This window comes from Desulfovibrio porci, assembly GCF_009696265.1.
Lineage (GTDB): Bacteria > Desulfobacterota > Desulfovibrionia > Desulfovibrionales > Desulfovibrionaceae > Desulfovibrio > Desulfovibrio porci.
In genome coordinates this window covers 133968-156713 of the sequence record NZ_VUMH01000003.1, presented here as the reverse complement: position 1 = coordinate 156713, position 22746 = coordinate 133968, and the positions used below count along the sequence as shown (strand labels likewise).

22 protein-coding genes and 1 tRNA gene are annotated in these 22746 nt (G+C 63.2%); 12 read left to right on the top strand and 11 right to left on the bottom strand.

Going from position 1 to position 22746, the window contains the following annotated elements; all coding sequences use genetic code 11:
- Positions 1–53 precede the first annotated feature (53 nt).
- Positions 54–1391 carry an O-antigen ligase family protein gene (locus tag FYJ44_RS04530; RefSeq protein ID WP_154509569.1) on the top strand — a complete coding sequence of 446 codons (1338 nt, stop codon included), beginning with the start codon at positions 54–56 and terminating at the stop codon, positions 1389–1391.
- Positions 1384–2898, top strand: a complete 1515-nt coding sequence (gene pap / locus FYJ44_RS04525; RefSeq protein WP_154509567.1) for a polyphosphate:AMP phosphotransferase — start codon at positions 1384–1386, stop codon at positions 2896–2898. The genes FYJ44_RS04530 and pap overlap by 8 nt, the downstream gene beginning before the upstream one ends.
- A 57-nt stretch (positions 2899–2955) precedes the next feature.
- On the opposite strand, the gene FYJ44_RS04520 is transcribed toward pap, so the two are convergent.
- Positions 2956–3756, bottom strand: a complete 801-nt coding sequence (locus FYJ44_RS04520; RefSeq protein WP_154509565.1) for an FAD-dependent thymidylate synthase — start codon at positions 3754–3756, stop codon at positions 2956–2958.
- Between the two features lie 296 nt (positions 3757–4052).
- On the opposite strand from FYJ44_RS04520, the gene FYJ44_RS04515 reads away from it, so the two are divergent.
- Positions 4053–4146 (top strand) — tRNA-Ser (locus tag FYJ44_RS04515).
- A gap of 188 nt (positions 4147–4334) precedes the next feature.
- Here FYJ44_RS04515 and FYJ44_RS04510 read toward each other — a convergent pair.
- The 9 genes from FYJ44_RS04510 to FYJ44_RS04470 form a co-directional block, all read right to left on the bottom strand.
- Positions 4335–4850 (bottom strand): carbonic anhydrase, encoded by a 516-nt coding sequence (locus FYJ44_RS04510; protein WP_229772497.1) that lies wholly within the window; start codon positions 4848–4850, stop codon positions 4335–4337.
- 188 nt (positions 4851–5038) lie between these two features.
- Positions 5039–5914 carry a DUF3298 and DUF4163 domain-containing protein gene (locus FYJ44_RS04505; RefSeq protein ID WP_229772496.1) on the bottom strand — a complete coding sequence of 292 codons (876 nt, stop codon included), beginning with the start codon at positions 5912–5914 and terminating at the stop codon, positions 5039–5041.
- Positions 5915–5961: 47 nt separating this feature from the next.
- Positions 5962–6804, bottom strand: coding sequence for a DUF3298 and DUF4163 domain-containing protein (locus FYJ44_RS04500; RefSeq protein WP_154509563.1), 843 nt, complete (start codon positions 6802–6804; stop codon positions 5962–5964).
- Positions 6805–6941: 137 nt separating this feature from the next.
- Positions 6942–8162 carry a calcium:cation antiporter family protein gene (locus FYJ44_RS04495; protein ID WP_154509561.1) on the bottom strand — a complete coding sequence of 407 codons (1221 nt, stop codon included), beginning with the start codon at positions 8160–8162 and terminating at the stop codon, positions 6942–6944.
- A 307-nt stretch (positions 8163–8469) separates the two neighbouring features.
- Positions 8470–9984 carry a tripartite tricarboxylate transporter permease gene (locus FYJ44_RS04490; RefSeq protein WP_154509559.1) on the bottom strand — a complete coding sequence of 505 codons (1515 nt, stop codon included), beginning with the start codon at positions 9982–9984 and terminating at the stop codon, positions 8470–8472.
- A 136-nt stretch (positions 9985–10120) separates the two neighbouring features.
- Positions 10121–10633 (bottom strand): tripartite tricarboxylate transporter TctB family protein, encoded by a 513-nt coding sequence (locus FYJ44_RS04485; RefSeq protein WP_154509557.1) that lies wholly within the window; start codon positions 10631–10633, stop codon positions 10121–10123.
- Positions 10634–10713: 80 nt separating this feature from the next.
- Positions 10714–11697 (bottom strand): tripartite tricarboxylate transporter substrate binding protein, encoded by a 984-nt coding sequence (locus FYJ44_RS04480; RefSeq protein WP_154509555.1) that lies wholly within the window; start codon positions 11695–11697, stop codon positions 10714–10716.
- 40 nt (positions 11698–11737) lie between these two features.
- Positions 11738–13795, bottom strand: coding sequence for a metallophosphoesterase (locus FYJ44_RS04475; RefSeq protein ID WP_154509553.1), 2058 nt, complete (start codon positions 13793–13795; stop codon positions 11738–11740).
- A gap of 119 nt (positions 13796–13914) precedes the next feature.
- Positions 13915–14670 carry a GntR family transcriptional regulator gene (locus FYJ44_RS04470; RefSeq protein ID WP_154509551.1) on the bottom strand — a complete coding sequence of 252 codons (756 nt, stop codon included), beginning with the start codon at positions 14668–14670 and terminating at the stop codon, positions 13915–13917.
- Positions 14671–14978: 308 nt separating this feature from the next.
- Here FYJ44_RS04470 and FYJ44_RS04465 point away from each other — a divergent pair, with 308 nt between their 5' ends.
- Genes FYJ44_RS04465 through FYJ44_RS04455 form a run of 3 tightly spaced genes read left to right on the top strand, consistent with a single transcriptional unit; the run spans position 14979 to position 17102 of the window.
- Positions 14979–15995, top strand: a complete 1017-nt coding sequence (locus FYJ44_RS04465) for a YIP1 family protein (RefSeq protein ID WP_288229099.1) — start codon at positions 14979–14981, stop codon at positions 15993–15995.
- Positions 15996–16005: 10 nt separating this feature from the next.
- Positions 16006–16350 carry a hypothetical protein gene (locus tag FYJ44_RS04460; protein ID WP_229772495.1) on the top strand — a complete coding sequence of 115 codons (345 nt, stop codon included), beginning with the start codon at positions 16006–16008 and terminating at the stop codon, positions 16348–16350.
- Positions 16347–17102 (top strand): hypothetical protein, encoded by a 756-nt coding sequence (locus FYJ44_RS04455; protein ID WP_154509547.1) that lies wholly within the window; start codon positions 16347–16349, stop codon positions 17100–17102. The genes FYJ44_RS04460 and FYJ44_RS04455 overlap by 4 nt, the downstream gene beginning before the upstream one ends.
- Positions 17103–17423: 321 nt before the next feature.
- Here the strand turns inward: FYJ44_RS04455 and FYJ44_RS04450 are convergent, their stop codons facing one another.
- Positions 17424–17750, bottom strand: a complete 327-nt coding sequence (locus FYJ44_RS04450; protein WP_229772494.1) for a hypothetical protein — start codon at positions 17748–17750, stop codon at positions 17424–17426.
- 200 nt (positions 17751–17950) lie between these two features.
- Here FYJ44_RS04450 and FYJ44_RS04445 point away from each other — a divergent pair, with 200 nt between their 5' ends.
- From FYJ44_RS04445 to FYJ44_RS04420, 6 genes are all read left to right on the top strand, one after another.
- Positions 17951–18352, top strand: coding sequence for a YgiW/YdeI family stress tolerance OB fold protein (locus FYJ44_RS04445; RefSeq protein ID WP_154509545.1), 402 nt, complete (start codon positions 17951–17953; stop codon positions 18350–18352).
- A gap of 78 nt (positions 18353–18430) precedes the next feature.
- Positions 18431–18817: a NirD/YgiW/YdeI family stress tolerance protein gene (locus tag FYJ44_RS04440; protein ID WP_154509543.1), complete on the top strand. Its 387-nt coding sequence runs from the start codon at positions 18431–18433 to the stop codon at positions 18815–18817.
- 57 nt (positions 18818–18874) lie between these two features.
- The gene (locus tag FYJ44_RS04435) at positions 18875–19237 is read left to right on the top strand and encodes a NirD/YgiW/YdeI family stress tolerance protein (RefSeq protein WP_154509541.1); all 363 of its coding nucleotides are present in this window, start codon (positions 18875–18877) and stop codon (positions 19235–19237) included.
- A gap of 31 nt (positions 19238–19268) precedes the next feature.
- Entirely contained in the window at positions 19269–20000 is a 732-nt protein-coding gene (locus FYJ44_RS04430) for a response regulator transcription factor (RefSeq protein ID WP_154509539.1), read from the top strand.
- Positions 19997–21445: a sensor histidine kinase gene (locus tag FYJ44_RS04425; protein WP_288229102.1), complete on the top strand. Its 1449-nt coding sequence runs from the start codon at positions 19997–19999 to the stop codon at positions 21443–21445. Before FYJ44_RS04430 ends, FYJ44_RS04425 begins: the two co-directional genes overlap by 4 nt.
- The gene (locus tag FYJ44_RS04420) at positions 21442–22644 is read left to right on the top strand and encodes an MdtA/MuxA family multidrug efflux RND transporter periplasmic adaptor subunit (protein WP_326833668.1); all 1203 of its coding nucleotides are present in this window, start codon (positions 21442–21444) and stop codon (positions 22642–22644) included. Before FYJ44_RS04425 ends, FYJ44_RS04420 begins: the two co-directional genes overlap by 4 nt.
- The last annotated feature ends 102 nt before the right edge of the window (positions 22645–22746 follow it).

Sequence of the window (22746 nt, the reverse complement as noted above, 5' to 3'; positions counted from 1 at the left end):
TATGCTCAAAACAAGCGGTACGGGGACGGATGCGTCCGCGCGCAACGGGAGGTATGATGCAGAAAATTTTCGCGGCCCCGGCCCGTTGGGCCGCATCCGTTCTGGAGTCCTGGAGCGCCATGCGCCGCGAACGGCCGGGTGAATTCTGGTTCGCCTGCCTGTTCTGGTCGTTCTGGTTCTCGCTGGCCTCTTTCCCCATTGGCTACGGCATGCGCGAGGTCATGCCGGTGCTCAGCTTTATTTTTCTGCTGCTCTATTACCGCCATGAATGGCATAACAGCGTGTTGCGCCGTCTTGACGCGCGCCGGCTGTTCTATTGCCTCTGGCTGATGGTCGGCATCGGCGTCTGTTTTTCCACAGACCCCCTTGCGTCCCTGCTGCACGCGGGCACTGGCGTCAACAAGGGCTTTATCCTGCCCTTCATCGCCATGGAATGCGTGCGCGACGAAAAGGATCTGCGCCGCCTGGTCTGGGCCTGCGCGCTGGCCTGCTTCTGGCAGGGCCTGGACGGCATCTGGCAGGCGGCCACGGGCCGGGATTTCATCATGGGCTACACGCGCAACGCCGGACGGCTGACCGGCAGCCTGGGCGACTATACGGTGGGCAATTACATTGCTCTGGCGTTGATCCCGGCTTTCGGCCTCTGGTTTGTCCTGCGCCGGGGTCTGGACGCCGTGAGTTCCGCTTTTCTCTGCCTGGCCGTCTTCTGGCCGGCCTTTTTTCTGTTGCAGGGGGCGGCCAGCCGCAGCGGCGTGCTGGCTGTGGCCGCGTCTTTCGGCTTCTGGGCCCTGCTGCGCCGGCGGCGCTGGCAGTGGCGCATTCTGCTCTGGCCGCTGCTGGCCCTGGGGCTGTTCATCCTTTGCCAGCCGCAACGCCTGACGCCGGAACACGTGATCGACGACGGCCGCTGGAGCCTCTGGAATCTGGGCTGGCGCGTTTTTCTGGAACATCCCTGGTTCGGGGCCGGGGCCGGACAGTACAACGCGGCCTTCCGCTCTCTGGGGCTTGCGCCGCTCAAGGATGAAATCACCATCAGCCATCCGCACAACCTTTACCTGGATATGCTCTATGCCCATGGTCTGGTGGGTTTCTGCCTGGGCATGATTTTTCTGCTGGGTTTTCTCTGGTGGGGCTACAGGCGCATCAGGCCGCGTCTGGCGGAAGAATATGCGGAAAGGGACGCGAGCCCCTACTGGCGGCTGACGGCCTGGTTCTGGATCGGCTTTGCGGGCTGGCTCGTCAACGGCATCTTCGGACATGATTTTTACCGCATCTGGTGGCTGGGCCTGGCCATGAGCCACTTGGGCGTGATGATCGGCGCGGTGGTCAACGGCGCGGACCGGAATCCGGCCCGGCCGCCGCGCGGTACAAAGGGAGAAGGGAATGTTTGAATCCGCATCCTTGGGCAGATCCTATTCGTCCAAAGAATACAGCGCGCTCAAGGAAGAACTGCGCGGAAGGCTGTTCGCCGCGCAGCGTGGGGCGCGTGAGCGCAATGTGCCGGTGCTGGTGATCATTGAAGGCGTGGACGGCGTGGGCAAGGACGCGGTGGTCAACCTGCTGTCGGAATGGATGGACGCCAAGAATATCCGCACCCATACCTTCTGGCTGGAAACCGACGAGGAAAAGAAGCGTCCCGAAGCTTGGCGCTACTGGCGCGCGCTGCCGGGCAAGGGTGAAATGGCCGTCTTTTTCGGCGGCTGGTACAGCGAACCCATCCGAAAGCTCTGTTGCGGCGGTCTGAATGAGGACGACTTCAACCGGCGGATGCAGCTCTGGGCGCGGCTGGAGCGTTCTCTGGCCGCGTCGGGAACCCTGATCGTCAAATTCTGGCTGCATATCAGCAAGAAAGCTCATAAGGAGCGGCTGGAAGAGCGTCTGAAACACAAGAACCGCCGCAGCTTCACGCCCTACGACAAAAAGAGCGAGGAAAATTATGACGGCCTGGTCAGCGCGGCGGGCAAAGCCATCACCATTACCGACCGGGCCTATGCGCCCTGGACGCTCATCGACGCCTTTGACGCCAATTTTCGCAATGTGGCCGTGACCCGCGCGCTGACAGCGGCGTTGGACAGCGCCGTGGCCGCCCGCGACCTTTCGGCTCAGGCCTCATCCGCCGCGCCCGGCCAGACGTCTCCGGCGGACGGCGCCGGAGCGGAGCGGGGCGATGCCGCCGCCTTCAGCGCGCTGGACGCGGTGGACCTGAGCGGCGCGCGCGAGCACAGCGAGTACAAAAAGAAGCTGGCCGCCCTGCAGGAAGACGTCCGCGCCCTGACCTACAAAGCCTGGAAAGCGGGCATCTCCAGTACCCTGGTTTTCGAGGGCTGGGACGCGGCAGGCAAGGGCGGGGCCATCCGCAGGCTCACAGCGGGCATGGACGCGCGCATCGCGCGGGTGATCCCCATCAGTGCGCCCACGGACGAGGAACTGGCCCATCATTATCTCTGGCGTTTCTGGCGGCATGTGCCCATGGCGGGCTTTGTGACCGTCTATGACCGCTCCTGGTACGGCCGGGTGCTGGTGGAACGGGTGGAGGGCCTCACTCCGGCCGCCGACTGGAAACGGGCCTATGCCGAGATCAACGATTTTGAGGCCCAGTTGCGGGCTCCCCGCAATGTGGTGGTCAAATACTGGCTGCATATCTCGCAGGAGGAGCAGTTGCGGCGTTTCAGGGAGCGGGAAAACACCCCTTGGAAACAGTACAAGATCACGGACGAAGACTGGCGCAACCGGGAAAAGTTCCCGGCTTACATGGAAGCGGCGGAAGAAATATTCGCCCGCACCAGCACGGAAGACGCGCCCTGGCATATCGTACCGGCCGAGGACAAGAAATACGCCCGGCTTGAGGTGGTGCGCATCTACCGGGATACGCTGAAAAAGGCCCTCAAACGCGCTTGAAGAAAAAACATCAGGCAAATACAGGCCCCGGTCCTTCACTGGACCGGGGCCTGTCATTTATTCCTGCTCGAATTCGTCGTCGCGCGGCGGGCTTTCCCGGCGGCCGTGTTCCCGCAGCACGGCCATGGCCTCGTCCTTGGTGATGATCCGCCCTTTGCAGCGCGCATTCTGCAAACTGTTTTCCGGGCAATAGCCCAGTTGCACGCAGTTGGGTCCCGCACCCTCGAACAGGTCGGGCGCGGCCTGACGACAGAGGCGCAGCATCTTCCAGGCCAGATCGCGGATTTCATGCTGGGCGTTGCGGCAGCAGCGGATGGCGAACCAGTCCAGCAGGGCGTGGGCGTTCATGCCGATGATGGCCTTGAACTCCGTGGCCTGGGGCTTCAGATAACGCAGATTTTCCTCGGGCAGCCCGGCTTCCAGCCCGGCCTCGTACCACTGGCGGGTCAGATCGGCCAGATCCCGGCCGCTGAGCGTGGCCGTGCCGCCGCCGGGCAGGGCCACAGGCGCGGAAAATTCCGCCACCTCGCGCGGATAGACCACGGAAAAACGCCGCTTGCCGTTGAGCTCCGCCCGGCCGGACTTGATCAGGTAGGAAGCCAGTCGCTTGCGCACCAGTTGGGCCTCGGTCACGCGTGAGTAGCCCTCCACGCCGAAAAGGAAAAAGTCGAACTCCAGGGCGGCGCGGTGGCCGCTGGAGAGAATATTCTTCACGATCTGGCGGGAATAGGGCGAGGCCACGATGTCCTCCAGTTCGCGTTCGCTACGTACGAAGCGCGCCGCCAGATCCGTGTATATTCTGCCGCCGCCCGCGAGCAGCAGCACCTTGCCGTTGCCGGTATATTTTTCTTCAAGCATGGCCGCTTCCGTGTTGGGGTGCGCCCGCGTTCGGCGGGCATGGACTCAGCGCACTATAGGAAAAAGCCGGGGCAGCGGCAAGATGCGGCACGGGCGCGGGCCGCCGGGAATCGGATGAATCCATTCTGTTCCGCCGGGATGGAGGCGAGGGGAGAATGCTTCCGCCGCCGTTTTGGCGTGCGGGAAACGCCGTCCGCTCCAGGTCCTTCATTCGATGCCTTGGAAAAGCGCCCGCCCGACATTGCTTTTCGCGCAAAAGTGGGCTAGAGATTTCTCCGGTTCCGCCTTACCCCTGCGGAGGGGTAGCGAAGTGGCCGTAACGCGCTCGACTCGAAATCGAGTTATCGGTTAATAGCCGGTACGTGGGTTCGAATCCCACCCCCTCCGCCATATAGCAATTATATATCAATAAAGAGAGTTGGTTACATGGGTTGCCGGCTCTCTTTTTTTGTGACCTTTTTTGCCTGTACGCGAACGTCGCTGCGCACTGTGCAGTCGTTGGAGCGTCTCAATATGAAGCGTGTTCTATCCGCATGAGCCATCCACTACCAAGCGCGTTTTGCCGCTGCCCGGATGCATCAGCAGGCCGTGGACCAGAATATCGCGCGGAAAGGCCGGATGGTGCGGAGCAGTTCCACCACGTCACGGACGTTCTGTTCCGGGTCGGTGTGCGGGTCCAGATAGGTTTCCAGGGGGCCGCGCATGGCCTCCACGGCCTCTTCGCTGATGCCCCGGCGGCGCACCCTTTCCAGCAGGACCGCTGAGGAGGCGTGGGTAAAACCGCAATCCTCATGTCCCACAACCACAATTTCTTCAATATCCTGCATAAATATGGCCACCAGCAGGCTGATGATCATGGTTCCCTGCGGCGTGCCGATGATGTTGCCGGCGTTGCGCAGCACCACGGCGTCGCCGCGTCGGATGCCCAGAGCGGGCTCTACCATTTCCACCAGGCGGGCATCCATGCAGGTGAAGATGGCGCAACGCTTGCGCGGAGTTTTTTCCAGGCTTGCGGCGGCCAAGTGCCGGACCGGACCCTCTTTTTCGCTGACGCGCTGATTGTGAACCAGAATATCCTGTAATAGTGCGGGCATAGTATTTCCTATTAAAAAACTGTGATTATAGGGCGGGTCATACCCAAGGCGGGGAGCGGCAGCTTTCAGATTTTTACATGGGAATATTCATTTCCTGCCGGAGGTGGCGGGATATCCGAACATGCCCGGTCTTCGCACGAAGTGGCCAGCGCGGGTTGAGGGCGAAAAGGCGATCGGGGACAGCCGCGTCAGCGGTTCCAGAGGGCCAGCAGCGGCCGGGCTTGGAGCAGTTCTTCCAGGGGCATGTCCACTTTTTGCGCTCCGGCGGCGCCGGGTGCGACCTGATAGGGTTGAAAGTTAATGCGAATGCCTTCGGGCGTGAGGGTCAGGCTGGAGAAATTTTCCACCAGGGGCGCGGTGCCGTCCTTGAGCGCCTGGGTCAGATGGCCGCCGCTGAAACGGCGGGCCAGTTCCTGACGGGACCAGGCGGACATCAGGTTGAGGGCGGTTTCCGGCGCTTCAAACAGGTCCACCAGACCGAGCCGCTGCCCTGTGATCAGGCTGTAATTGAGCGTCATGATGTCCAGATTGCCCGCGCCGCCGGTGTAGTTCCAGATTTCAAAGGTGATGCTCACCGCCGCGCTGGACGGCCAGGACACGCTGTAGGAACCCAACAATTCGAAGGCCGGACCCGCGTCGTCATCCCGGAGGCCGGGCAGACCGAACACGCTGATGTCCAGATGCGCCTCAAAGGCGTCGGCAATGCCCGTGACCCATTGGCGGATATCCGCGTCAATGTCATTGTTGCCCACAGAGGGGTAATTAATGCTGATTTCGGCCTTGCCGCCGTGTTCCGCCGGGGCGTCCGGCAGGGGCCGCTGGAGCAGGTGGTCAATGACCCCGGGCCGCCGCGAACCGGAAATTTCGGCCGCGGCTGCTTCCTTGCCGGTGGGATCGTCGCTAATGCCGTCCGTCGGCGTGTCAGCCGGGGGACTGGTCGGGGGTAGGGAAGCGGCCGCAAGCGCACCGCTCAACACGTCGAACGTAACGGGCAGGGCCCGGGCCGTGGTCGCCGACATCCAGAAAAACAGAGCCGCCAGAAGACAGCAAAATACGCGAGGCATGGACAATGACCTCATCACAGAGCACGACCCGGCGTCCGGGCGGCATGTCAGTCGTTGGAAACAGGGGCCTGCGGCCAGATCAGGGCTTCGGGACCGGCGGCGGCCAGTTCCGCCAGGGGCATGTCCACACGCTGCGGCCCGGCGGACCAGGGCGCGACCTGATAGGGCTGGAATTCGATGCGCAGGCCCTGAGGCGTCAGGGTCAGATTGGCGAAATTGCGCAGGTCCGGGGCCACGCCGTCCCGGATCATGTCCTCATCCGCATCCTCGCCCAGAGTGCGGGCGAGTTCTTTCCGGGACCATGCGGACATCAGTTGCAGAGCCTTTTCCGGATTCTTGAACATATCCGCCAGATCCAGACGCCGTCCCGAGCGCAGGTCGTAATTCAGACAGGTGATTTCCAGATTGCCGTGGGCGCCGCCGGTATAGCTGTAGACATTGAAGGTCACGCTGGCCACGCCTTCGGACGGGCGCGAAAGTTCGAACAGGCCGGTGAGATCCCACATGCCGTAGCTGGAGGGCTTTTCCCCGTCCGGGCCTTCGTCGGCCTTGCTCACTTCTTCCTCGTAAGCGTCGGCCACGCCCGTGGCCCAGCGGCAGATGTCCGCATCCACTGCGGTCTGGTTCAGAACCGGATAGTACAGACTGAGCGTCGGTTTGCCGTCGCCGCCGCGCTGGATGCGCTCATTGACCACGCCGGGGTACACGGCTTGTTCAGGCGCGCTGTTTTCCTCGTCCGGCGCGACGGAATCAGCCGGGGACGGCGCTTCTTCGGCTGCCGCGCACAGCGACGGAGCCGCCGGGAGGCAGACACAGGCCAGCAGCGCGGCCAGCAGCCATCCCGCCAGCGTCGACGGGATGCCCGGTATATGGCTAAAAACGCGGGACATGACGTACCCTCTTCAAATTGTTCCAGCGTCCGCTCTCTCGGATGCCCGGCCGCGCAAGCACAACGTTTTTGCGCGGCCGGGCACCGGAGCGGGCGTGTTGCGACTTTGAGGATATATGGTCTCAAAGTCAATCCACGCTAGACTTTGAATCCCAGGCGCAACTGCCAGACCTTGCGCCAGTTCCTGAGCATCAGCACCGCGGCTAGGGCCAGGTAGACCTGGGCGTAAAAATAATGCAGGCGCAACGGATCATGAGGCAGACCCAGCATGGCCTCCAACTGCACGTCATACAAGGGCGAAAGCAGTTGGGCCGTGAAGAGCACCAGGAGCCAGAAGGCCTCGCGCACGTGCAGGCGCAGATCCAGCAGCAGGGCGACCGCGAAGATCGACTGCCCGGCGGTCAGTAATATTTCCTGAAACTGGTGGGTGTCAAGATTTATGGAGGGGGAAAGTCCGCCCGAGGAAACAGCGTACACGCCGGGGATCATGCCCACCAGCAGGGTCCATTGATTGAGCTTGGAGGAAAGCAGACTGCCCAAGGCCAGACCGGCGTTGCCCCGGAAGGCGAACATCAGGGCCACGATGAATTCCGGCGCTTCCGACGCGATGGGCGCGAGCCACTGTACCAGCAGGAATTCGTTGACGCCCAGCATCTTGCCGCTGGCCACCAGACTTTCGCTGAACGGCTCGGCATTGCAGAGAATCACCATTGCCGCGAAAATGAAAATGCCGATTACAGTGCGCAGTCGCGATTTCTTGGGCAGTTGGGCCAGCACGGCGGCCGGGCCTTCAGGCTCTTCTTCCTCGCACGGACGGCGGGCGATAATCCAGATGTACCAGGCGTAGATGGCCAGAAAGACCACGCCGTCCATCCAGGTCAGCGAACCCTTGAGCGGGATCAGCAAGGCGTAGAGGGTGGCCATGCCCAGAAAGAGCACGTCCGTGCGTTTGTCGTCGTGCAGGGCCACGGCCGAATGGAAGCGCCCGGCGAAGATCAGCACGATGGCCGACCAGCCCACGCCGATGAGCAGCCGGTTGGCCCCGGTCATATTCGCGATGGCGTAGTGGGAATAAGCGCTTTCCGGATGCTGGCCGGCCATCCAGGTGAAGTACATGTCCACCGCGTATTCCGGCAGCACGGCGATGAAGGCCACCACGGCCACGGCCACAGCCTGGGGAATGTCCATCTGGGCCACTTCACAGGCCCAGGTCAGCAGGAAGGAAGCTCCCAGAATGGCCAGACCCGAAAGCAGGGCCACCCAGAGCGGCGAAATGTCCGGGTGCGCGAAACGCAGGGCCAGACCCGGCACGGTAAGCAGTACCGCCAGAAGATACGGGCGCAAAGCGCGGAATGACATGACGTCTCCTTGGGCAAAAGATGCGCGGCGTGCAGGCGCGAAGCCGCGGGAAAAAACGACCCTGAAACAAAAAAAAAGACCTTGGCATTGCTGCCAAGGTCTCACTGATCGGCGTGGCCGACGGCGGTACCAGACCAAAAGGTCATGCTGTTGATACCGCCCAGGTTTCTAAGAACCTAGTTACTCCCCTTGAGTAACGTCACTATATCCATGACCACCAGGTCTGTCAAGGCGGTTAAAGTGGGGTTCAGTGCGGACGCATTTAACGGGTTTTTATTGATTGATCTACCCTGGACACAGCTCCGGTTTACTCCTCGCCGGACGGTTCGGCGAAGGCCGCCTCCGGGGACTTTTTCCGCTCCAGGCATTCCTTGCGCAAGGTGATGAACAGGGAAAGCGCGGTCAGGGCGATGAAAAACCAGCAGATGGGCGTGCTCCAGAGAATGCTCACGTCGCCGTGGGAAATAAGCAGGGAGCGGCGCAGATTGTCCTCAAAGAGCGGGCCGAGAATGAAGGCCACCAGAAAGGGCGCTTCCGCGATGTGATGCCTGCCCATATACAGGCCTACCAGACCCATGCAGAGCAGCGCCAGGATGTCGAAGGCGTTATTGTTGATGGAGAACGCCCCGAACAGGCAGATGCAGAGAATGGCCGGAAAGAGGACCATTTTTGGCGCTCTGGTGATTTTGTCGGCGCTGCGCAGGCAGAAAAAGCCGGAGATCAGCAGAAAGAGCGAACTCAGAATGATGCCGAAGTACAGCGCGTAGACCAGGGGCAGATTTTCCTCGAAAAGCAGGGGGCCGGGCGTGATATTGTGCATCATGAACGCGCCGAGCATCACGGCGGTGACGATGTCGCCGGGCACGCCCAGCGAGAGCAGGGGAATCAGGGTGGCCCCGCACACGCCGTTATTCCCGGCCTCGGCGGCGGCCACGCCTTCCAACTCGCCCTTGCCGAAGTTGGCGGACCGTTTGGAGTAGCGGCGGGCCTCGCTGTAGGAGAGATAGGCGGCGGGCGCGCCGCCTATGCCGGGAATGGCCCCCATGACCACACCGATAAGGCTGCCCCGGCAGATGGAGGTGAAGCAGCGTTTGAAATCCGCCCACTTCAGGCGGCGTTGCCCCATGTCTGCCTGAATGACGGGCCGCGGCTTCGGGGAGGTAGCCCGGATGATTTCAGGGATGGCGAACAGGCCGATGAGCAGGGGGATGAAGCTGAATCCGGCCATCAGATTCACGTCGCCAAAGGTCATCCGGCCGGTGCCGAAGACAATGTCCATGCCCACGCTGGCCAGCAACAGACCGAAGCAGGCCGAGACAAATCCCTTGAGCAGGGACGATCCGGACAGTCCGGCCACGATGGTCAGGGAAAAGCAGATCAGGGAAAAGAATTCCGCCGGTCCGAAACGCAGGGCGAAGCTGGCGATCATGCCGGTGCAGAAGATCAGGGCCAGATTGGAAACCATGTCCGCGAAACAGGAGGCGTACAGGGCCATGTACAGGGCCTGTCCCGCCTTGCCCTGCCGGGCCAGGGGATAGCCGTCCAGTACGGTGCAGGCGGCGGCCGCCGTGCCCGGCGTGCGGATCAGGATGGCGGAAATGGAGCCGCCGTACATGGAACCCTTGTAGATGCCCAGCAGAAGCATCAGGGAGGTGACGGGGGGCATGTAAAAGGTGAAGGGCAGGGCCAGGGTCACGGCCATGGCCCCGGTCAGTCCGGGCAGGGCCCCGATGATCACGCCGCCGAGCATGCCGCCGAACAGGGCGAGAATGTTTTCCACCGAGGCGATGAGGTGCAGGCCTTGTTGCAGAGCTTCCAGCATGGGCGTCTCCTGATGCGGCGCGCGCCGGTTTTAGGGCAATTTCACTTTGAAATGCTCTGACGCCGCGCATGGCGCGGCGCTCCGCGACGCCGGAGTAGCCGCAATTCACTTGCGGGCATTTCAAGTGTTAACTGCGTTAAAGAAGGGATTGCAATATGCCCAGCGGCACGGGCACGGCGGCGATGCGGACAAAAAAGACATAGAGCGCCGCAATGAGGATGCAATCCACCAGCAGCAGGCGCGGCCAGTTCCGCTCGCCGCAGAGCAGGGCAAAGGCCGCGTAGAGAATAAAGCCGCCCAGCACCATGCCCACTTCGTCGATGAAGAAATAAAAGAGGAAGAGCAGTCCGTAGGCTGACAGGGCGTGGAGCCGGTCGCCGGACGCGGTTGCGGGCGTCGCCGTTTTTTTCATGGCGGAGGCCGCGAGACGGCGCAGACGCAGATATTTCCAGGCCGCGTTGGCTGTCAGCAGCAGCGAGGCGCACAGGCCCGCCATGGCGATCCAGGAGGGATAGGCAGCCGGTGAAAGCTGGCCGGGATCGTGGGAATGGGGAACTTCAATGCCCATGGGAATGAGCGCGAAATAGACCAGGCAGAAAAAAATCGAGAGGGTCAGCCCCAGGGTCAGGTCTTTCCGTACAGCGTGCATAGGGCCTCCGGTGGCGGCGGGGGCGGCCGTTACGCCCCCGTCCGCATTTAAAGCATGTCAGGGAGTCCGGGCGGTCATGCTTACTGGATGATCAGGTCCAGCGCCTGGCCCAGTTGTTCGAACTTGTTGACCTGATCCCGCACAAAGGCTTCGGTTTCGGCCGGAGACAGGATGTCGGGAATGGCTCCCATGTTTTCCGTGGGTTCAATCCATTCCTTGTTGGTCTTGACGCCTTGCAGAGCCCGCACCCACGCGTCCACGGCCTCTTGCGGCATGCCCTTGACGCCGTACAGGGCGTTCCAGCCCAGAATGTTTTCCAACTGCGGAAAACCGGCCTCGCGCGCGGTGGGAATGTCCGGATACCTGGGCAGGCGCTTGTCGGTGGTCACGGCTAGGGCGCGCAGACTGCCGCCTTCGCCGATCTGGTCGAAGGTCGCCGCCAGATTGATGGTTCCGAAGTCCACGTGTTTGCCCAGAATGGCGTTTTTGCCCGCCGCGTCGCTCTGGAAGGGCACGCTTACCGCGCCGTCCTTGCCAAGGCCCACGGCGTGCAGCAGGGTGTAGGAGGCGATTTCCTGAATGTTGAGAGCTCCGGCCGTGCAGAATGCCAGCTTGCCGGGATTGGCCTTGATGGCGTCGGCCAGGTCTTGCAGCGTTTTGTAGGGCGAATCCTTGTGGACCACGACCACCAGGGGGTTGAGGTCCAGCAGGCCCAGAAAGACGAAGCTGTCCCATTTGTACTGGATGGTCTTGTTCAGAGCCGGAATAATGGCCGCGTTGGCCACGCGCCCGATGAGCAGGGTCTGGCCGTCGGGCTTGCTGCGAAAGGCCACTGTGGTGCCGAGCACGCCCGCCGCGCCGGGTTTGTTGACCACCACCACGGGTTTGGCGAAGTCGTTCTTGACGGCGTTGGCCAGAATGCGGGCCGCCAGATCGCCCGCGCCGCCCGCGCCGAAGGGGCAGATGATGGAAATGGGGCCTTTGGGGTATTCGGCAAAGGCCGTGCCCGCGAAGCAGAGGGTCAGCAGGCTCAGGGTCAGGATGCGCGTGAATCGGTGCAACATGGCGGTTCTCCTTATGTGGCTGTGATAAGGCGGTTCATATTCAATGAGCGGCCCGTAAAAAATACAGATCCGGCGCGGCGGCGGGGCGCAGTTCAGCGGCCGGGCAGATGCGTCCGTTGTCCAGGTTAATGACGGTCACCGGCGCGGCGGCGGGGAAGATTTCCGGCGGGAGCGCCAGGGGCGCGTTTGCCGGGTTCTCTCCGGCCATATACAGCGCGATGGTTTCGCCGCCCTGACGGGTCCAGAGCCAGCGGCCCCGCGCTTCGCTTGTTTCCACGGGGCTCATGGGCCCATCGCCCCGGTTGAGCGCGGCGTGGAGATGGCCGATGACCCTGGCGGCCCGGCGGGGATTGCAGGTCGAATCCAATACGCCGTTGTGCACGAAATAGCCCCGGTCAATGTCCGTGAGCGTGTCGGCGAAGACCGTGACGCCCCGGTCGGCGGCGCAGAACAGGGCTTCCGCCGTGCGTTGCGCGACCCAGGCGTCGTTGCGCATGACTTCGGCGGGGTTGAAGCCGGTCAGGCGCAAATGCAGGGACGCGGGCAGGCCGCGCGCGGCGCAGGTCTCATGGGCAAAGGCCGTCAGGCTGCGGAGGTCGTCGTGGCTCATGGCCCGGAAAACCAGCCCCGTTCCTTCCAGTCCCTCAAACTCCGCCATGCCGGCGATGCTGTCGGCGTCTTTCATGGTAAAACCGTGGTTCATCACATGGTAATAGCGCCCGTCCGGCGCGCGATTGTCCTCATGCTCCCACATCCGGCTGAGCAGGACGGGCAGGGTCAGCTTTTGACGCAGTTCGCGCAGACCGGCGGCAAGCCGCTTCATTTCCTGCCCGCGGAAGCTGATTTCCCAGCGGGCCAGCAGGGCGGCGTTATCCAGAATGAGCTTCTGGTCGCACGGCGCGGGCAGGCCGTAGGAATAGAGCGTGAAGGCGTGCCCCAGTGGCAGCAGGTCGCGCATGCGCTGCCGGGTGGCGGCGTCGCGCAGGTCCTGGAGAGGAATGCGCAGATGGCGGACGCCCATTTCCCAGAGGGCCAGCAAGGGATAATCGTTGCGCACCCGCTTTCTGTCGAATTCATCCAGCGCGCCGCTGGGCGGAATGTCCACGCCTCGGGCCCAGCTCCGGCGCAGATCGAAACCCAGCGCGGCGTAGCGGTTGCGCGCGGGGGCCACCGGCTCCAGGAGCTCGGGGCCGGAGGACGCCGGAACGTCCGGGGCCACGCACGCGCCCCAGGTCCGGACCATTTCGCAGAGATGCCCGCGCTCGTGCACGTGCACCAGAAAGTAGCCCAGCTTGGCCGCGTCGTCGCGCCCGGCTTCGGTTGCCTCCAGGGCCGGCGGGGCCTGGAACATCTCGCTGTAGTCCTGACGCACAAAGGCGGTGGAGGGCAGAAGATAGTGGCGGGTTCCCTTCTCGCTCAGATACCAGAAATTGTGGACGTGCCCGCCGAACAGGCCTTCCACGCCGTAACGGGCCGTCAGATCCAGCAGCCAGGCGCGTTCCGGTTCCGCGATATTGTCGTAATGCTCGGCTTCGTTCCTTTCGTAGAGAAAGGGCGGATAGTGGGTGCAGATGAAGATCCGCCGGTCCGCATGGGCCTGGAGGTCGGCCTCCAGCCAGAGTTTCTGCTCCGCTTCGGCGGGCAGGCCGCTGTTCAGCAACTGCGAATTGATGACCACCATATGGATGTCCTGGTGGTCAAAGGAATAATAGTCCGCACCGAAGGTTTCCCGCCAGAGCCGAATGTAGTCTTCCGTAATGGAACCGGCCGGAGCCCAGGGCATGGGCTTGTCGCCGATGTCATGGTTGCCCGGCGTGAGGTACAGGGGGGCTTTCAGTTCCCGGACCTGAGCGTGAAAGCGCCGGGCCGCCCCGGCATAGAGATCCTTGACGGCGGGCACCGGGTGGATCAGGTCGCCCAAGTGGACCACAAAAGCCACATCCCGCCGGTTCAGGTCACGAACCACATGGCGCATGCGCCGGTTGGCCAGTTTGTTGACCGGGAAGGGCGAATTGCAGTCCCATTCGTCCTGATTGAGATGTGAGTCGGCAATAACGGCAAATGTCAGCAGCCGCTTGCCATAATCCGAAGCCTGCATGCCTGTCCTCCCGTGGGCTTGGGGCTGCCGCGCGCTCTGGGCGGCGGCGGGGGTAACGAAAAAACGCGTTTTTCGCGATATGCTCTTCACACCTGTCGCGACAGCGCAGGCGTGGCATTTCAATAGGAACGGAACAATTTTCTGCCGGAGACGCAAAAACTCTGCCGGTATTCGTACGGGCTCTCGTCGTAGGAAAAGGAGAGCATTTCAAGAAAGAGAACGGGCGCGCTTTCCGGCAGTTGCAGCGCGGCGGCCACCTCCGGCGTGGCGCTCACGGCGCTGCCCAGTTCATGGGCCGCCATGGTGGGCGTGGCGTAATCGTTTTCGATGATCAGGGTCAGGGCTTCCTGCTCAAAGCGGCGCGGGTCCGCTTGCGCCAAGCCCGGGAAACGGGCCTCCTCGAAATAGGAATGCACCAGCACAAAGGGACGGTCCTCAATGGAGATAAGCCGTTCCAGCCTGAGCAGGGACGTGCCCGTCGCCAGTTGCAGGTAGCGGCAGATGAAGTCCTGTCCCGGTTCCACTTCCGCGCGCAGGAAGGCGCAGCGCCGTTCCGGTTCGGGCGCGTCAAAGGCTGTATGGGTGCGGTAAAAACGATGGTTTTTGCTGCGGATGAAACTGCCCGCCACAAAGGTGCCCTTGCCCTGCACGCGGTGCAGAAAGCCGGCGAGAACCAGTTCCTGCAAGGCCTTGCGTACGGTGCCGACGCTTACGCCGTGCTCCTGGGCCAGGCGGCTTTCCGTGGGGATCAGATTGCCCGGCTGCCAGACTTTGTTTTCAATCTGGCGGCGCAGGCTCTGGCTGATTCTGGCATAGGCGGGCAGGTGGTCGTCGGCATCACGACGGGGTAAATAGCTGGGTTGGCTGTGTTGCATACTACGTCCTTGCATGCGGCGTCGGCGGAATATGACTGGTGGCATAAATTCATATATATGACTAGATGACTATAGCTTTGCGTACCTGCTTTTCCGGAAGGCTGTCAAGCGAAAACAGGGCCGTATGTGAAATTTTTTTCAATCGCGTGACTGACGTCCGGGTCGCGGCCGGAATCAGGCGGACTTGCCAGCGGGCCTGCCAGCGGCTAATAGAAAGGAGGAAATCCGGCCGCCGTATGCGGCCGGGGCGTGTATGAGATGCGCCGGACCGGCTTCAGCAAGCCCGGCCGCCGCGAGAGGAGCCTACAGTGAATATTATCTGCCCGCAGTGCGGCTTCAGCCGAGAACTGCCCGCCGACCGTCTGCCCGCCCGCGCGGTCATCGCCACCTGCCCAAAATGCGCCTGCCGCTTCCGCTTTTCGGCCGAGGCCGGAGTGCTGGAAACTCTCGACGCGCCGACGGCGCGCGCCGCCGCGCCCGGAGAGGACGACCCGCTGCCGCCCGGCGCCATTGTGCCGGGCCGTAGTCCGGAACATACGGCGGCCGAAACCGCAGACACGACGGAAGACGGCGGCGGGCGACGGACCGAGTCCGCGCCGGGACAGGCGGAACCGGAAGAAGAGGACATCCGCCGGACGGCCAGCAAGGCCTATGCCCGTGAAGCCGCCCGTCTTGAACCGGAGACGGAGCGGGACGCCGGGCACACTGTTGAGGCCAATCCCTGGGAAACGGCTCCCGGACGAAATGGCTGGCTGGCCGCCTTTTATCAGACGGTCATGCGGGTCATGTTCGCCGCGTCGCGCTTTTTCGGCGCGCTCAACCCGGAAGCCCCGCAACTGCGGGCCTTGAGTTTTTATCTTGTTGTCTGTGTTTTTCAGACGGTGGTGGAGCGCTTCTGGGGCGGCATGCTTCTGACCATCATGGCTCCCAGCGCGGCCACGGATCCGCAACTGGAAAAAATGCTGGCCCTGCTGGCTCCGCAGACCAATCTGGCCATGACCCTGCTGCTGCGCACTGCCCTGCTGGTCCTGCAACTCTATGTTTTCAGCGGTCTGGTCCATCTGGCCTACCGTTTCGTCGCTCCGGACCGGACCAGTTTTCCCCTGGTGTTCCAGGTCATGGCCTACAGTTCGGCCCCGGCGCTGCTCTGCGTCATTCCGGGCCTGGGTTCCCTGGCGGGCATGATCTGGGGGCTGGCCTGCATGGCGGTGGGCTGCCGCGCGGCCCTGCGCCTGAACTGGCCGCAGACCCTGCTGGGTTTTGTGCCGGTCTGCTTGGTGATGGCTCCCATGTTCCTGCAATTGCTCTCCGCGGTTCAAGCCTGAGGCTATGGGCATGGCCCGGTTCTGGCGGCGGTTTCGCTTTTTCTGGCATGAATTTCGCAAACGTCGGAAATATGGCGCGGCGATCCGGCCCGAGGGCATCCGTTCCCAGGCCGAGGAACTGGGCCATCTGGCGGAACTTGCCGGCAGAAGCGTGCCCCTGGCCGGGCTGGAGGCGCGTCATCTGGCGGAACTGGCACAGGCCATGGCGCATCTCGTCGAGATGACCCGCACCGCGGATTTCTGCCGTCTGTCGGCCGACAGACGCCTTGCCCTGCACGACAACCTGCGCGAAGCGCGGGAAAAATTGCTCGCCTCCGTACAGAAGGCGGGCCTAGCCTCGGAGAAACCGCAATGAAGCCCTTGCCCCGGCGGATACGCGTTTTGCTGTCGGGCCTGTTTCCGGCCCTGTTTCTGATCCCGTTTTTTGCGCTTGCCGCCGGTTGCGCCACCAGCCCGGACGACAGCCGTTCCTCCATATCGCTGGCCGGGGATTTCAGCACGCCCATCCAGATCCAGATCGACAATTTCGTGCGCCGCCAGCCTCCCGCCGTCTATGTGTCGCCGCGCGGTCGTCTGGACCATCGTCCGCGCGCGCTCTTCGTGCCCTTACGCGCCGTGCAGCAGATCGGCAACGCCGTGAGTTTCAGTGAAATGCTCTCACGCCAGGTCTGGCAGATCTGGCTCTCGCTCAATGCCTTCGAAGCTCTGGAATACGCGCCCGAGGCCGGTCCCTTTGACCGCTCGCGCGCTCTGGCCCTGGCCCGGCAGCGGGGGGCCGAGCTTCTGGTGGGCGGCTATATCAACCATTACATGGACGGCGGTTCCGGCGGCGACAGTTCCTTGTCCCTGGCCCTTGAAGTCTATGACGTGAAGACCGGCACCCAGCTCTGGTCCCTGGCGCAGGGCGGGATGATGGAAGCGCGCCAGGTGCATGATTTTTATCTCTTTTCCATCAAGGAACGCAATCCGGCGGACCCGTCGGGGCTCATCGCGCGCACTCTGGCCTGGGATATGGGCCGGGTGGTGCTGGCCTGGGTGGACCCGGCCGCCGCGCGCAAGCGTGACCCCTCCATGCTGGACAGCGTGTTCGGGCGGAAAGCCTTCTAGAGCAGATTCACTTTGAAATGTTGTACATTTCAAAGTGTAAAGACACGCCCACTCCGCCGTTTATCAGCGCAAAAGCTATGCTGTCGCTATCCGTAATGCGGCTGTGCCGCCTCGTTAGAGCGTTTCAAAATTAAAATGCTCTAACAGCCTATGATTTTTAGAAAAAATGGGCGCGTCCGTGAGGGCGCGCCTTTTGGCGTTGATTGCGGCCGGGAAACAGCGTGAAGCAGGGCGGGAGAACACGAAACAAGGAGATCAGCGTAAAACGACCGGTTCCGCGGGGCGGGTCCGGCCGAAAAACTCTGGGAAAAGAAGACGGAATCAGTTCTTGAGATGGCTTTGAGGCGTCACGTTCTCCTTGCTCAGAGAGGCCAGATCGTTTTCCTGAGCCAGATTGCGGTTCCAGGCGCGAATGGCCGCCCCTTGTGAGACGGACCACTGCTGTGAGGTCTGGCCGCAGGCGCAGACCACGCGCCAGACTTCCTGTCGACGGCCCGGCGGCAGCATGGATTCCAGATGGGCATTGGTGCCCCCGCAGGCAAGGCAGGGGCGAATGGTGTGCGGGTCAAGCTCTTTCATGGGCGAGACGATAGCAGCTTTGCCCCGGCTCCACAAGGGCGCGTATCCCCGTCGGCAGGGGGCAGGCATTTTATTTTCCTTGCAAAAAGCCTGAAGCCGGCGTGCTTTTCTCCTCTTCGCCTGCCTCCAAAAGGCGCGCCTTCTCTGGCACGCCGGGCGGACGCGCGCTGACGCTTTGCTGACGCTTTCCGGCGCAGAGTGACTTCACGGGCGGCAACGGACGTTGCCGGGAATAAACCCGTGATCCAGTCTGTGATTCAGGAGGTGCTATGCGTTATCTGCTTTTTCTGGCCCTGGCGGCCCTGCTGGCGGCGCCGGTGTCCGCCGCTGAAACGGCAAACCCGGCTCCGGGGCCAAAACCGTCGGCGTCGCCGGACGGCGTTCATGGGACTACCGGCATCGTGAGCACGGATACCGTCGCCAGGGCTTTGAACGCTCCCAACAAAAGCCCGGTGGTGCTGACCGGCCATATTGTGGAGCGCGTGCCCGGCAAGGCTGACAAATACCTGTTCAAGGACGAAAGCGGCAGCCTCATGGTGGAGATCAGCCATGAGGTCTTTGCCGGGCGGGAGATCACCCCGGAAAGCCGGGTGCGGTTGTTCGGAAAACTGAAAAAATATCCCAATAAACCGTTGCGGGTGGACGTGAGCGTTCTGCAATTGCTGCAATAGCGATTTTTCCCGCATCAATCATATTTATCCATCAGTTGCTTCAAAAAATTACCATCACTGATGGATCAGGAGGACACAATGCGTTATCTGCTTACCTTGGTCATGCTGGCCGTGCTGGCTGTTCCCGCTTACGCGGCGTTTGAAGGTCCCAATTCCGGTCAGAGCATGGGCGGTTTTCAGGGGCCCACCGGCGGCGTGCAGGCCGACACGGTGAAAAAGGCCCAGAGTTCCTGGGACGACGCGCCTGTGGTGCTCACCGGCAATATCGTGGAGCGCCTGGCCGGCAGCGACGACAAATACCTGTTCAAGGACGCCACGGGCCAGATCATCGTGGACATCGACCATGAGATTTTCGCGGGCCGCACCGTAACCCCCCAGACCAGGGTGCGCCTGTCCGGCAAGGTGGACAAGGACATGATGGAACCCGTCAAGATTGATGTGAAGGTTCTGGAAATTCTGAAGTAAGCAAGGGCGGAAACCGGGGCGGCCTGAGGCCGCCCCGGCCGGGCCCGGAGTATGCTCATGCGTGTACTGGCATTGCTGCTGTTATTGTTCTGCCTCGTGTTTCCGGCTGGGTCGGCGCGGGCCGCCGGATTTGAGGGGCCGGGCGTGTCGCCCGTGGTGACCCGCGCGGCGGACGTGCTGGACGCCAGGGATGACGCCCCCTGCGTGCTGGAAGGGCATATTCTGGAAAAGATTCCCTTCCGCAAAAACAGATATGTGTTCGGCGACGAGAGCGGCCGCGTGGTGGTGGAGATCGAAAACGACATTTTCGGCCACCTCACCGTCACTCCCCATGACCGGGTCCGCCTTATGGGGCATGTGGACTGGAGCCGCAAGCGTCCCAATGAAGTGGAAGTGGACGCTTTGGCCCTCATCGACTAAACTGACGGTGTAAATCCGCCGCAGGTGCGCCATGCCCGTCTCCCTTCTGCTCATTGAGGACAATGAGGACATCCTCGCCAATTTGTACGCCTATCTGGAACCGCTGGGCTATGAGCTGGATTGCGCCCGGCATGGCCGGGCCGGACTGGACATGGCCGTGCGGGGATGTTTTGACTGTATTGTGCTGGACATCATGCTGCCCGGCCTGGACGGCGTAAGCCTGTGCCGGATGCTGCGCGAGGAGCACCGCAGCGCCGTGCCCGTGCTGATGCTCACGGCGCGCGACACCGTGGCCGACCGGGTGCGCGGGCTGGAAGCCGGGGCTGACGATTATCTGGTCAAGCCCTTTGCCCTCAAGGAGCTGGAGGCCCGCATCCGGGCCCTGCTGCGGCGGGGCCGCCTGAACGCTTCGGGCGGTCCGGAGGGCAAGAGCGGTTTGGCGGCGGTGGAGGGCGTCTGGACCTTTGCCGATCTTACCCTGAACACGGTCCAGCACCGGGCCGTGCGTCAGGGCCGCGAACTGCGCCTGAGCCCCTCGGGCTTCCGCATTCTGGCCGAACTGATCCGCGTGGCGCCGGGCCTGGTCCGGCGCGAGGCTCTGGAACATCTGCTCTGGGGCGACGAAGCCCCCGAGGGCAGCGCCCTGCGCACCCATATCCATGAATTGCGGCGTGAGCTGGACAAGCCTTTTGCCGTGCCCTTGCTGCAAACCGTGCCGCATGTGGGCTATCGTCTGAGCCTCGCCCCGGAGGCTGGAGCGTGAAACAGCGCGCCAGCATCCGTCGGCGCATGCTGGCGGCCTTTGTGCTGCTGGCCCTGGGGCTGGGCCTGACGCTGGGTCTGGTGGGCCTGTTTTCCTACGACCGCCTGGGCGCGTACCTGGTGGGCTGGCACGCTCGGCCCGTTATGGAGGCGCTTATTGAGGCCGAACAGCGCGCCTGGGCGGCTGAGGACCGTGGCCGCCGCAACCTCTATTACGGCGAGGATCTGGCCGAGGCCATGCACTGGCGTTTTCTGGTGGGCAAACAGGTTCCCCCGGCCTGGGAAAATTTGCCCGACGGACTGCATTTTTTCAAACAGATGGAGGAATTCGTCCTCCTGGTCCGGCGCGACGGGGTGACGTACGCCCTGAGCGGCCATACCGGCGCGCTTCAGGCCTTGAAGACACGCCTGGGCGGCATGTTGCTGGCCTGCGCCCTGGCCGGACTGGCCGTGGCCGTAGTGCTGGCCGTCGTGCTCTCCCGCAGGCTCACCCGTCCGCTCAGCCGTCTGACCGAATCCGTGGAACACCGGGACCGGCGCGATCCCGGCGCGTTCACGCCCCTGCCGCCGGACCTTGTGGGTCTGGACGACGAAGTGGGCGTGCTGGCCCGCGCGCTGGCCGCGCGGGAGGCGGATCTGCGGGATTTTGTACGGCGGGAAAGTTTTTTCACCGGCGACGTGAGCCATGAACTGCGCACGCCGCTCACAGTCATGCAGGGCGGTCTGGAAATTCTGGAACTGCGTCTGGCCGCGTTTCCCGATCCGGCGGGCGCGGAACTGGCCCCGGTGGTGGAGCGGCTCTCGCGCACCACGGCGCGCATGTCCGCCACGGTGCGCACGCTGTTGCTGCTGGCGCGGCGGCCCGAGGATATTGAGCGCGAGCCTCTGGACCTTGGCTCCGAGCTGCGCGGCCTGATCCGGGAATGCACGCGGAGCGGGATGCTGCGCCTCACCGCTCTGGAGAAAGAATGCCCGCCGGAAGCGGACGGGCCTGTCCTGCTTTTCGCGGATATGGCGTCTGTGGTGTGGAGCGTGGGCCAGAAGGAGCTCGCGGCCATTGTCCTCAAAAATTTGCTGGACAACGCCTGCCGCTACACGGAGAATGGCCGCGTTTATCTGCGTTTGACGCCGGGAATGCTGGAAGTCCGCAACAGCGGCCACATTCCCGAAGATCTGGATATTTTCGCGCGCGGGGTGCGCGGCATGCGGACGGACGGCGTGAGCGGTCCGGCCCGGCAGACGCGGGAACGCGCCGCCGGTTTCACCGGTGCGGCCGGTCCCGTCAATCCGGCGGGGTCAGCGGGCAGCGGTCTGGGGCTTTCCCTGGCTTTGCGGGCCTGTGAACATCTGGGCTGGCGGCTGGAGCGCGGCATGGCCGCGCCGGAGGAAACCGTGTTCCGCGTGCATTTCCCCCCGGTTCCCGCTGCGGAAGGAGATGAAGAGTGAAGGCATGGGCGCAACGGAATACGGGCCGTCGCCGTATCTATATCTGGCTGGCGCTGGCCCTGGCGGCGCTGTTGATCGTCTGGCGTCTGTTTTTCGCGGGCGGCCCGGCCCGGCCCGGCATGAGCATGGACGCGCCGCCGGTGCGTGTGGCCACGGCCGTGGCGCAGGATGTGCCGCATTTTCTCAACGGTCTGGGCACGGTGACGCCCTCCAGCGACGTTCTGGTCAAAAGCCGGGTGGACGGCCAACTGGTCCGCCTGCACTTTCAGGAAGGCCAGCGCGTCAAGGCCGGCGAGCTGCTGGCGGAAATCGACCCCCGGCTCTTTCAGGCGGCTCTGGACGAGGCCCAGGGCAATCTGGCCAAGGATCAGGCCCAGCTGGACAACGCCCGCCGCGACCTGACGCGCTACGCCAAGCTGGCCAAGGGCGACTTTATCGCGGCCCAGCAGTACGAGACCCAGCGCGCTCTGGTGCGCCAGTACGAAGGCACGGTGGAGGCGGACAAGGCCGCCGTGGATTCGGCCCGCCTGCAACTGGAGTACAGCCGGATCACCGCGCCCGTGGGCGGTCGGCTGGGCCTGCGCAACGTGGACGAGGGCAATCAGATCAAAAGTTCGGACAGCGACGGCCTGGTGCGCATCACCGAGGTCAGCCCCTGCGACGTGCTCTTTACCCTGCCGGAAAGCCAGGTGCCTTTGGTGGCGCAGGCCTTGCGGCAGCGCGAGGAAAATCCCTCCCTGCCGCCCCTGCCCGTGCAGGCCTGGGACAGGGAGCAGAAGCATCTGTTGGCCGTGGGCGCCCTGCTGCGCCTGGACAACCAGATCGACGCGGCCACGGGCACGGTCAGGCTCAAGGCCCGTTTTCCCAATCAGGACGAAGCGCTTTATCCCAACCAGTTCGTCAACGCCCGGCTGATGGTCCGCATGCTCAAGGATGCCGTGACCATTCCGGCCTCGGCGGTGCAGCTGGGCTCGCGCGGTTCCTACGTCTATGTGGTGAGCAAGGACGACAAGGGCGACGATATCGCCCACGTGCGCGAGGTGACGCCGGGCATCAGCACGGACCGGCTTACGGTCATCGACAAGGGCCTGAAGGCCGGGGAAGTTGTGGTGGTGGACGGCCTGGACCGGCTGCGCGGCGGCATCAAGGTCAAGGTGGCGGCGACGGTGGAGACGCCGAAGGCGGAGCCGGTGGAGTAGAGGGTTCCGCCGGATTGGCGGTTAGTTTTTAGGGGCTTGTCGCCCGGACGGGGTTTTGTGTGCCTGCGGGTGCGCGATGTTGCGTCACGCTGTGGCTTGGGC

What these genes read in the sequence shown, in the direction of transcription:
- FYJ44_RS04530 (WP_154509569.1), top strand. Translation starts at nt 54, where the DNA reads ATGATGCAGAAAATTTTCGCGGCCCCGGCCCGTTGGGCCGCATCCGTT.
- pap (WP_154509567.1), top strand. Translation starts at nt 1,384, where the DNA reads ATGTTTGAATCCGCATCCTTGGGCAGATCCTATTCGTCCAAAGAATAC.
- FYJ44_RS04520 (WP_154509565.1), bottom strand. Translation starts at nt 3,756, where the DNA reads ATGCTTGAAGAAAAATATACCGGCAACGGCAAGGTGCTGCTGCTCGCG.
- FYJ44_RS04510 (WP_229772497.1), bottom strand. Translation starts at nt 4,850, where the DNA reads ATGCCCGCACTATTACAGGATATTCTGGTTCACAATCAGCGCGTCAGC.
- FYJ44_RS04505 (WP_229772496.1), bottom strand. Translation starts at nt 5,914, where the DNA reads ATGCCTCGCGTATTTTGCTGTCTTCTGGCGGCTCTGTTTTTCTGGATG.
- FYJ44_RS04500 (WP_154509563.1), bottom strand. Translation starts at nt 6,804, where the DNA reads ATGTCCCGCGTTTTTAGCCATATACCGGGCATCCCGTCGACGCTGGCG.
- FYJ44_RS04495 (WP_154509561.1), bottom strand. Translation starts at nt 8,162, where the DNA reads ATGTCATTCCGCGCTTTGCGCCCGTATCTTCTGGCGGTACTGCTTACC.
- FYJ44_RS04490 (WP_154509559.1), bottom strand. Translation starts at nt 9,984, where the DNA reads ATGCTGGAAGCTCTGCAACAAGGCCTGCACCTCATCGCCTCGGTGGAA.
- FYJ44_RS04485 (WP_154509557.1), bottom strand. Translation starts at nt 10,633, where the DNA reads ATGCACGCTGTACGGAAAGACCTGACCCTGGGGCTGACCCTCTCGATT.
- FYJ44_RS04480 (WP_154509555.1), bottom strand. Translation starts at nt 11,697, where the DNA reads ATGTTGCACCGATTCACGCGCATCCTGACCCTGAGCCTGCTGACCCTC.
- FYJ44_RS04475 (WP_154509553.1), bottom strand. Translation starts at nt 13,795, where the DNA reads ATGCAGGCTTCGGATTATGGCAAGCGGCTGCTGACATTTGCCGTTATT.
- FYJ44_RS04470 (WP_154509551.1), bottom strand. Translation starts at nt 14,670, where the DNA reads ATGCAACACAGCCAACCCAGCTATTTACCCCGTCGTGATGCCGACGAC.
- FYJ44_RS04460 (WP_229772495.1), top strand. Translation starts at nt 16,006, where the DNA reads ATGGCCCGGTTCTGGCGGCGGTTTCGCTTTTTCTGGCATGAATTTCGC.
- FYJ44_RS04455 (WP_154509547.1), top strand. Translation starts at nt 16,347, where the DNA reads ATGAAGCCCTTGCCCCGGCGGATACGCGTTTTGCTGTCGGGCCTGTTT.
- FYJ44_RS04450 (WP_229772494.1), bottom strand. Translation starts at nt 17,750, where the DNA reads ATGCCTGCCCCCTGCCGACGGGGATACGCGCCCTTGTGGAGCCGGGGC.
- FYJ44_RS04445 (WP_154509545.1), top strand. Translation starts at nt 17,951, where the DNA reads ATGCGTTATCTGCTTTTTCTGGCCCTGGCGGCCCTGCTGGCGGCGCCG.
- FYJ44_RS04440 (WP_154509543.1), top strand. Translation starts at nt 18,431, where the DNA reads ATGCGTTATCTGCTTACCTTGGTCATGCTGGCCGTGCTGGCTGTTCCC.
- FYJ44_RS04435 (WP_154509541.1), top strand. Translation starts at nt 18,875, where the DNA reads ATGCGTGTACTGGCATTGCTGCTGTTATTGTTCTGCCTCGTGTTTCCG.
- FYJ44_RS04430 (WP_154509539.1), top strand. Translation starts at nt 19,269, where the DNA reads ATGCCCGTCTCCCTTCTGCTCATTGAGGACAATGAGGACATCCTCGCC.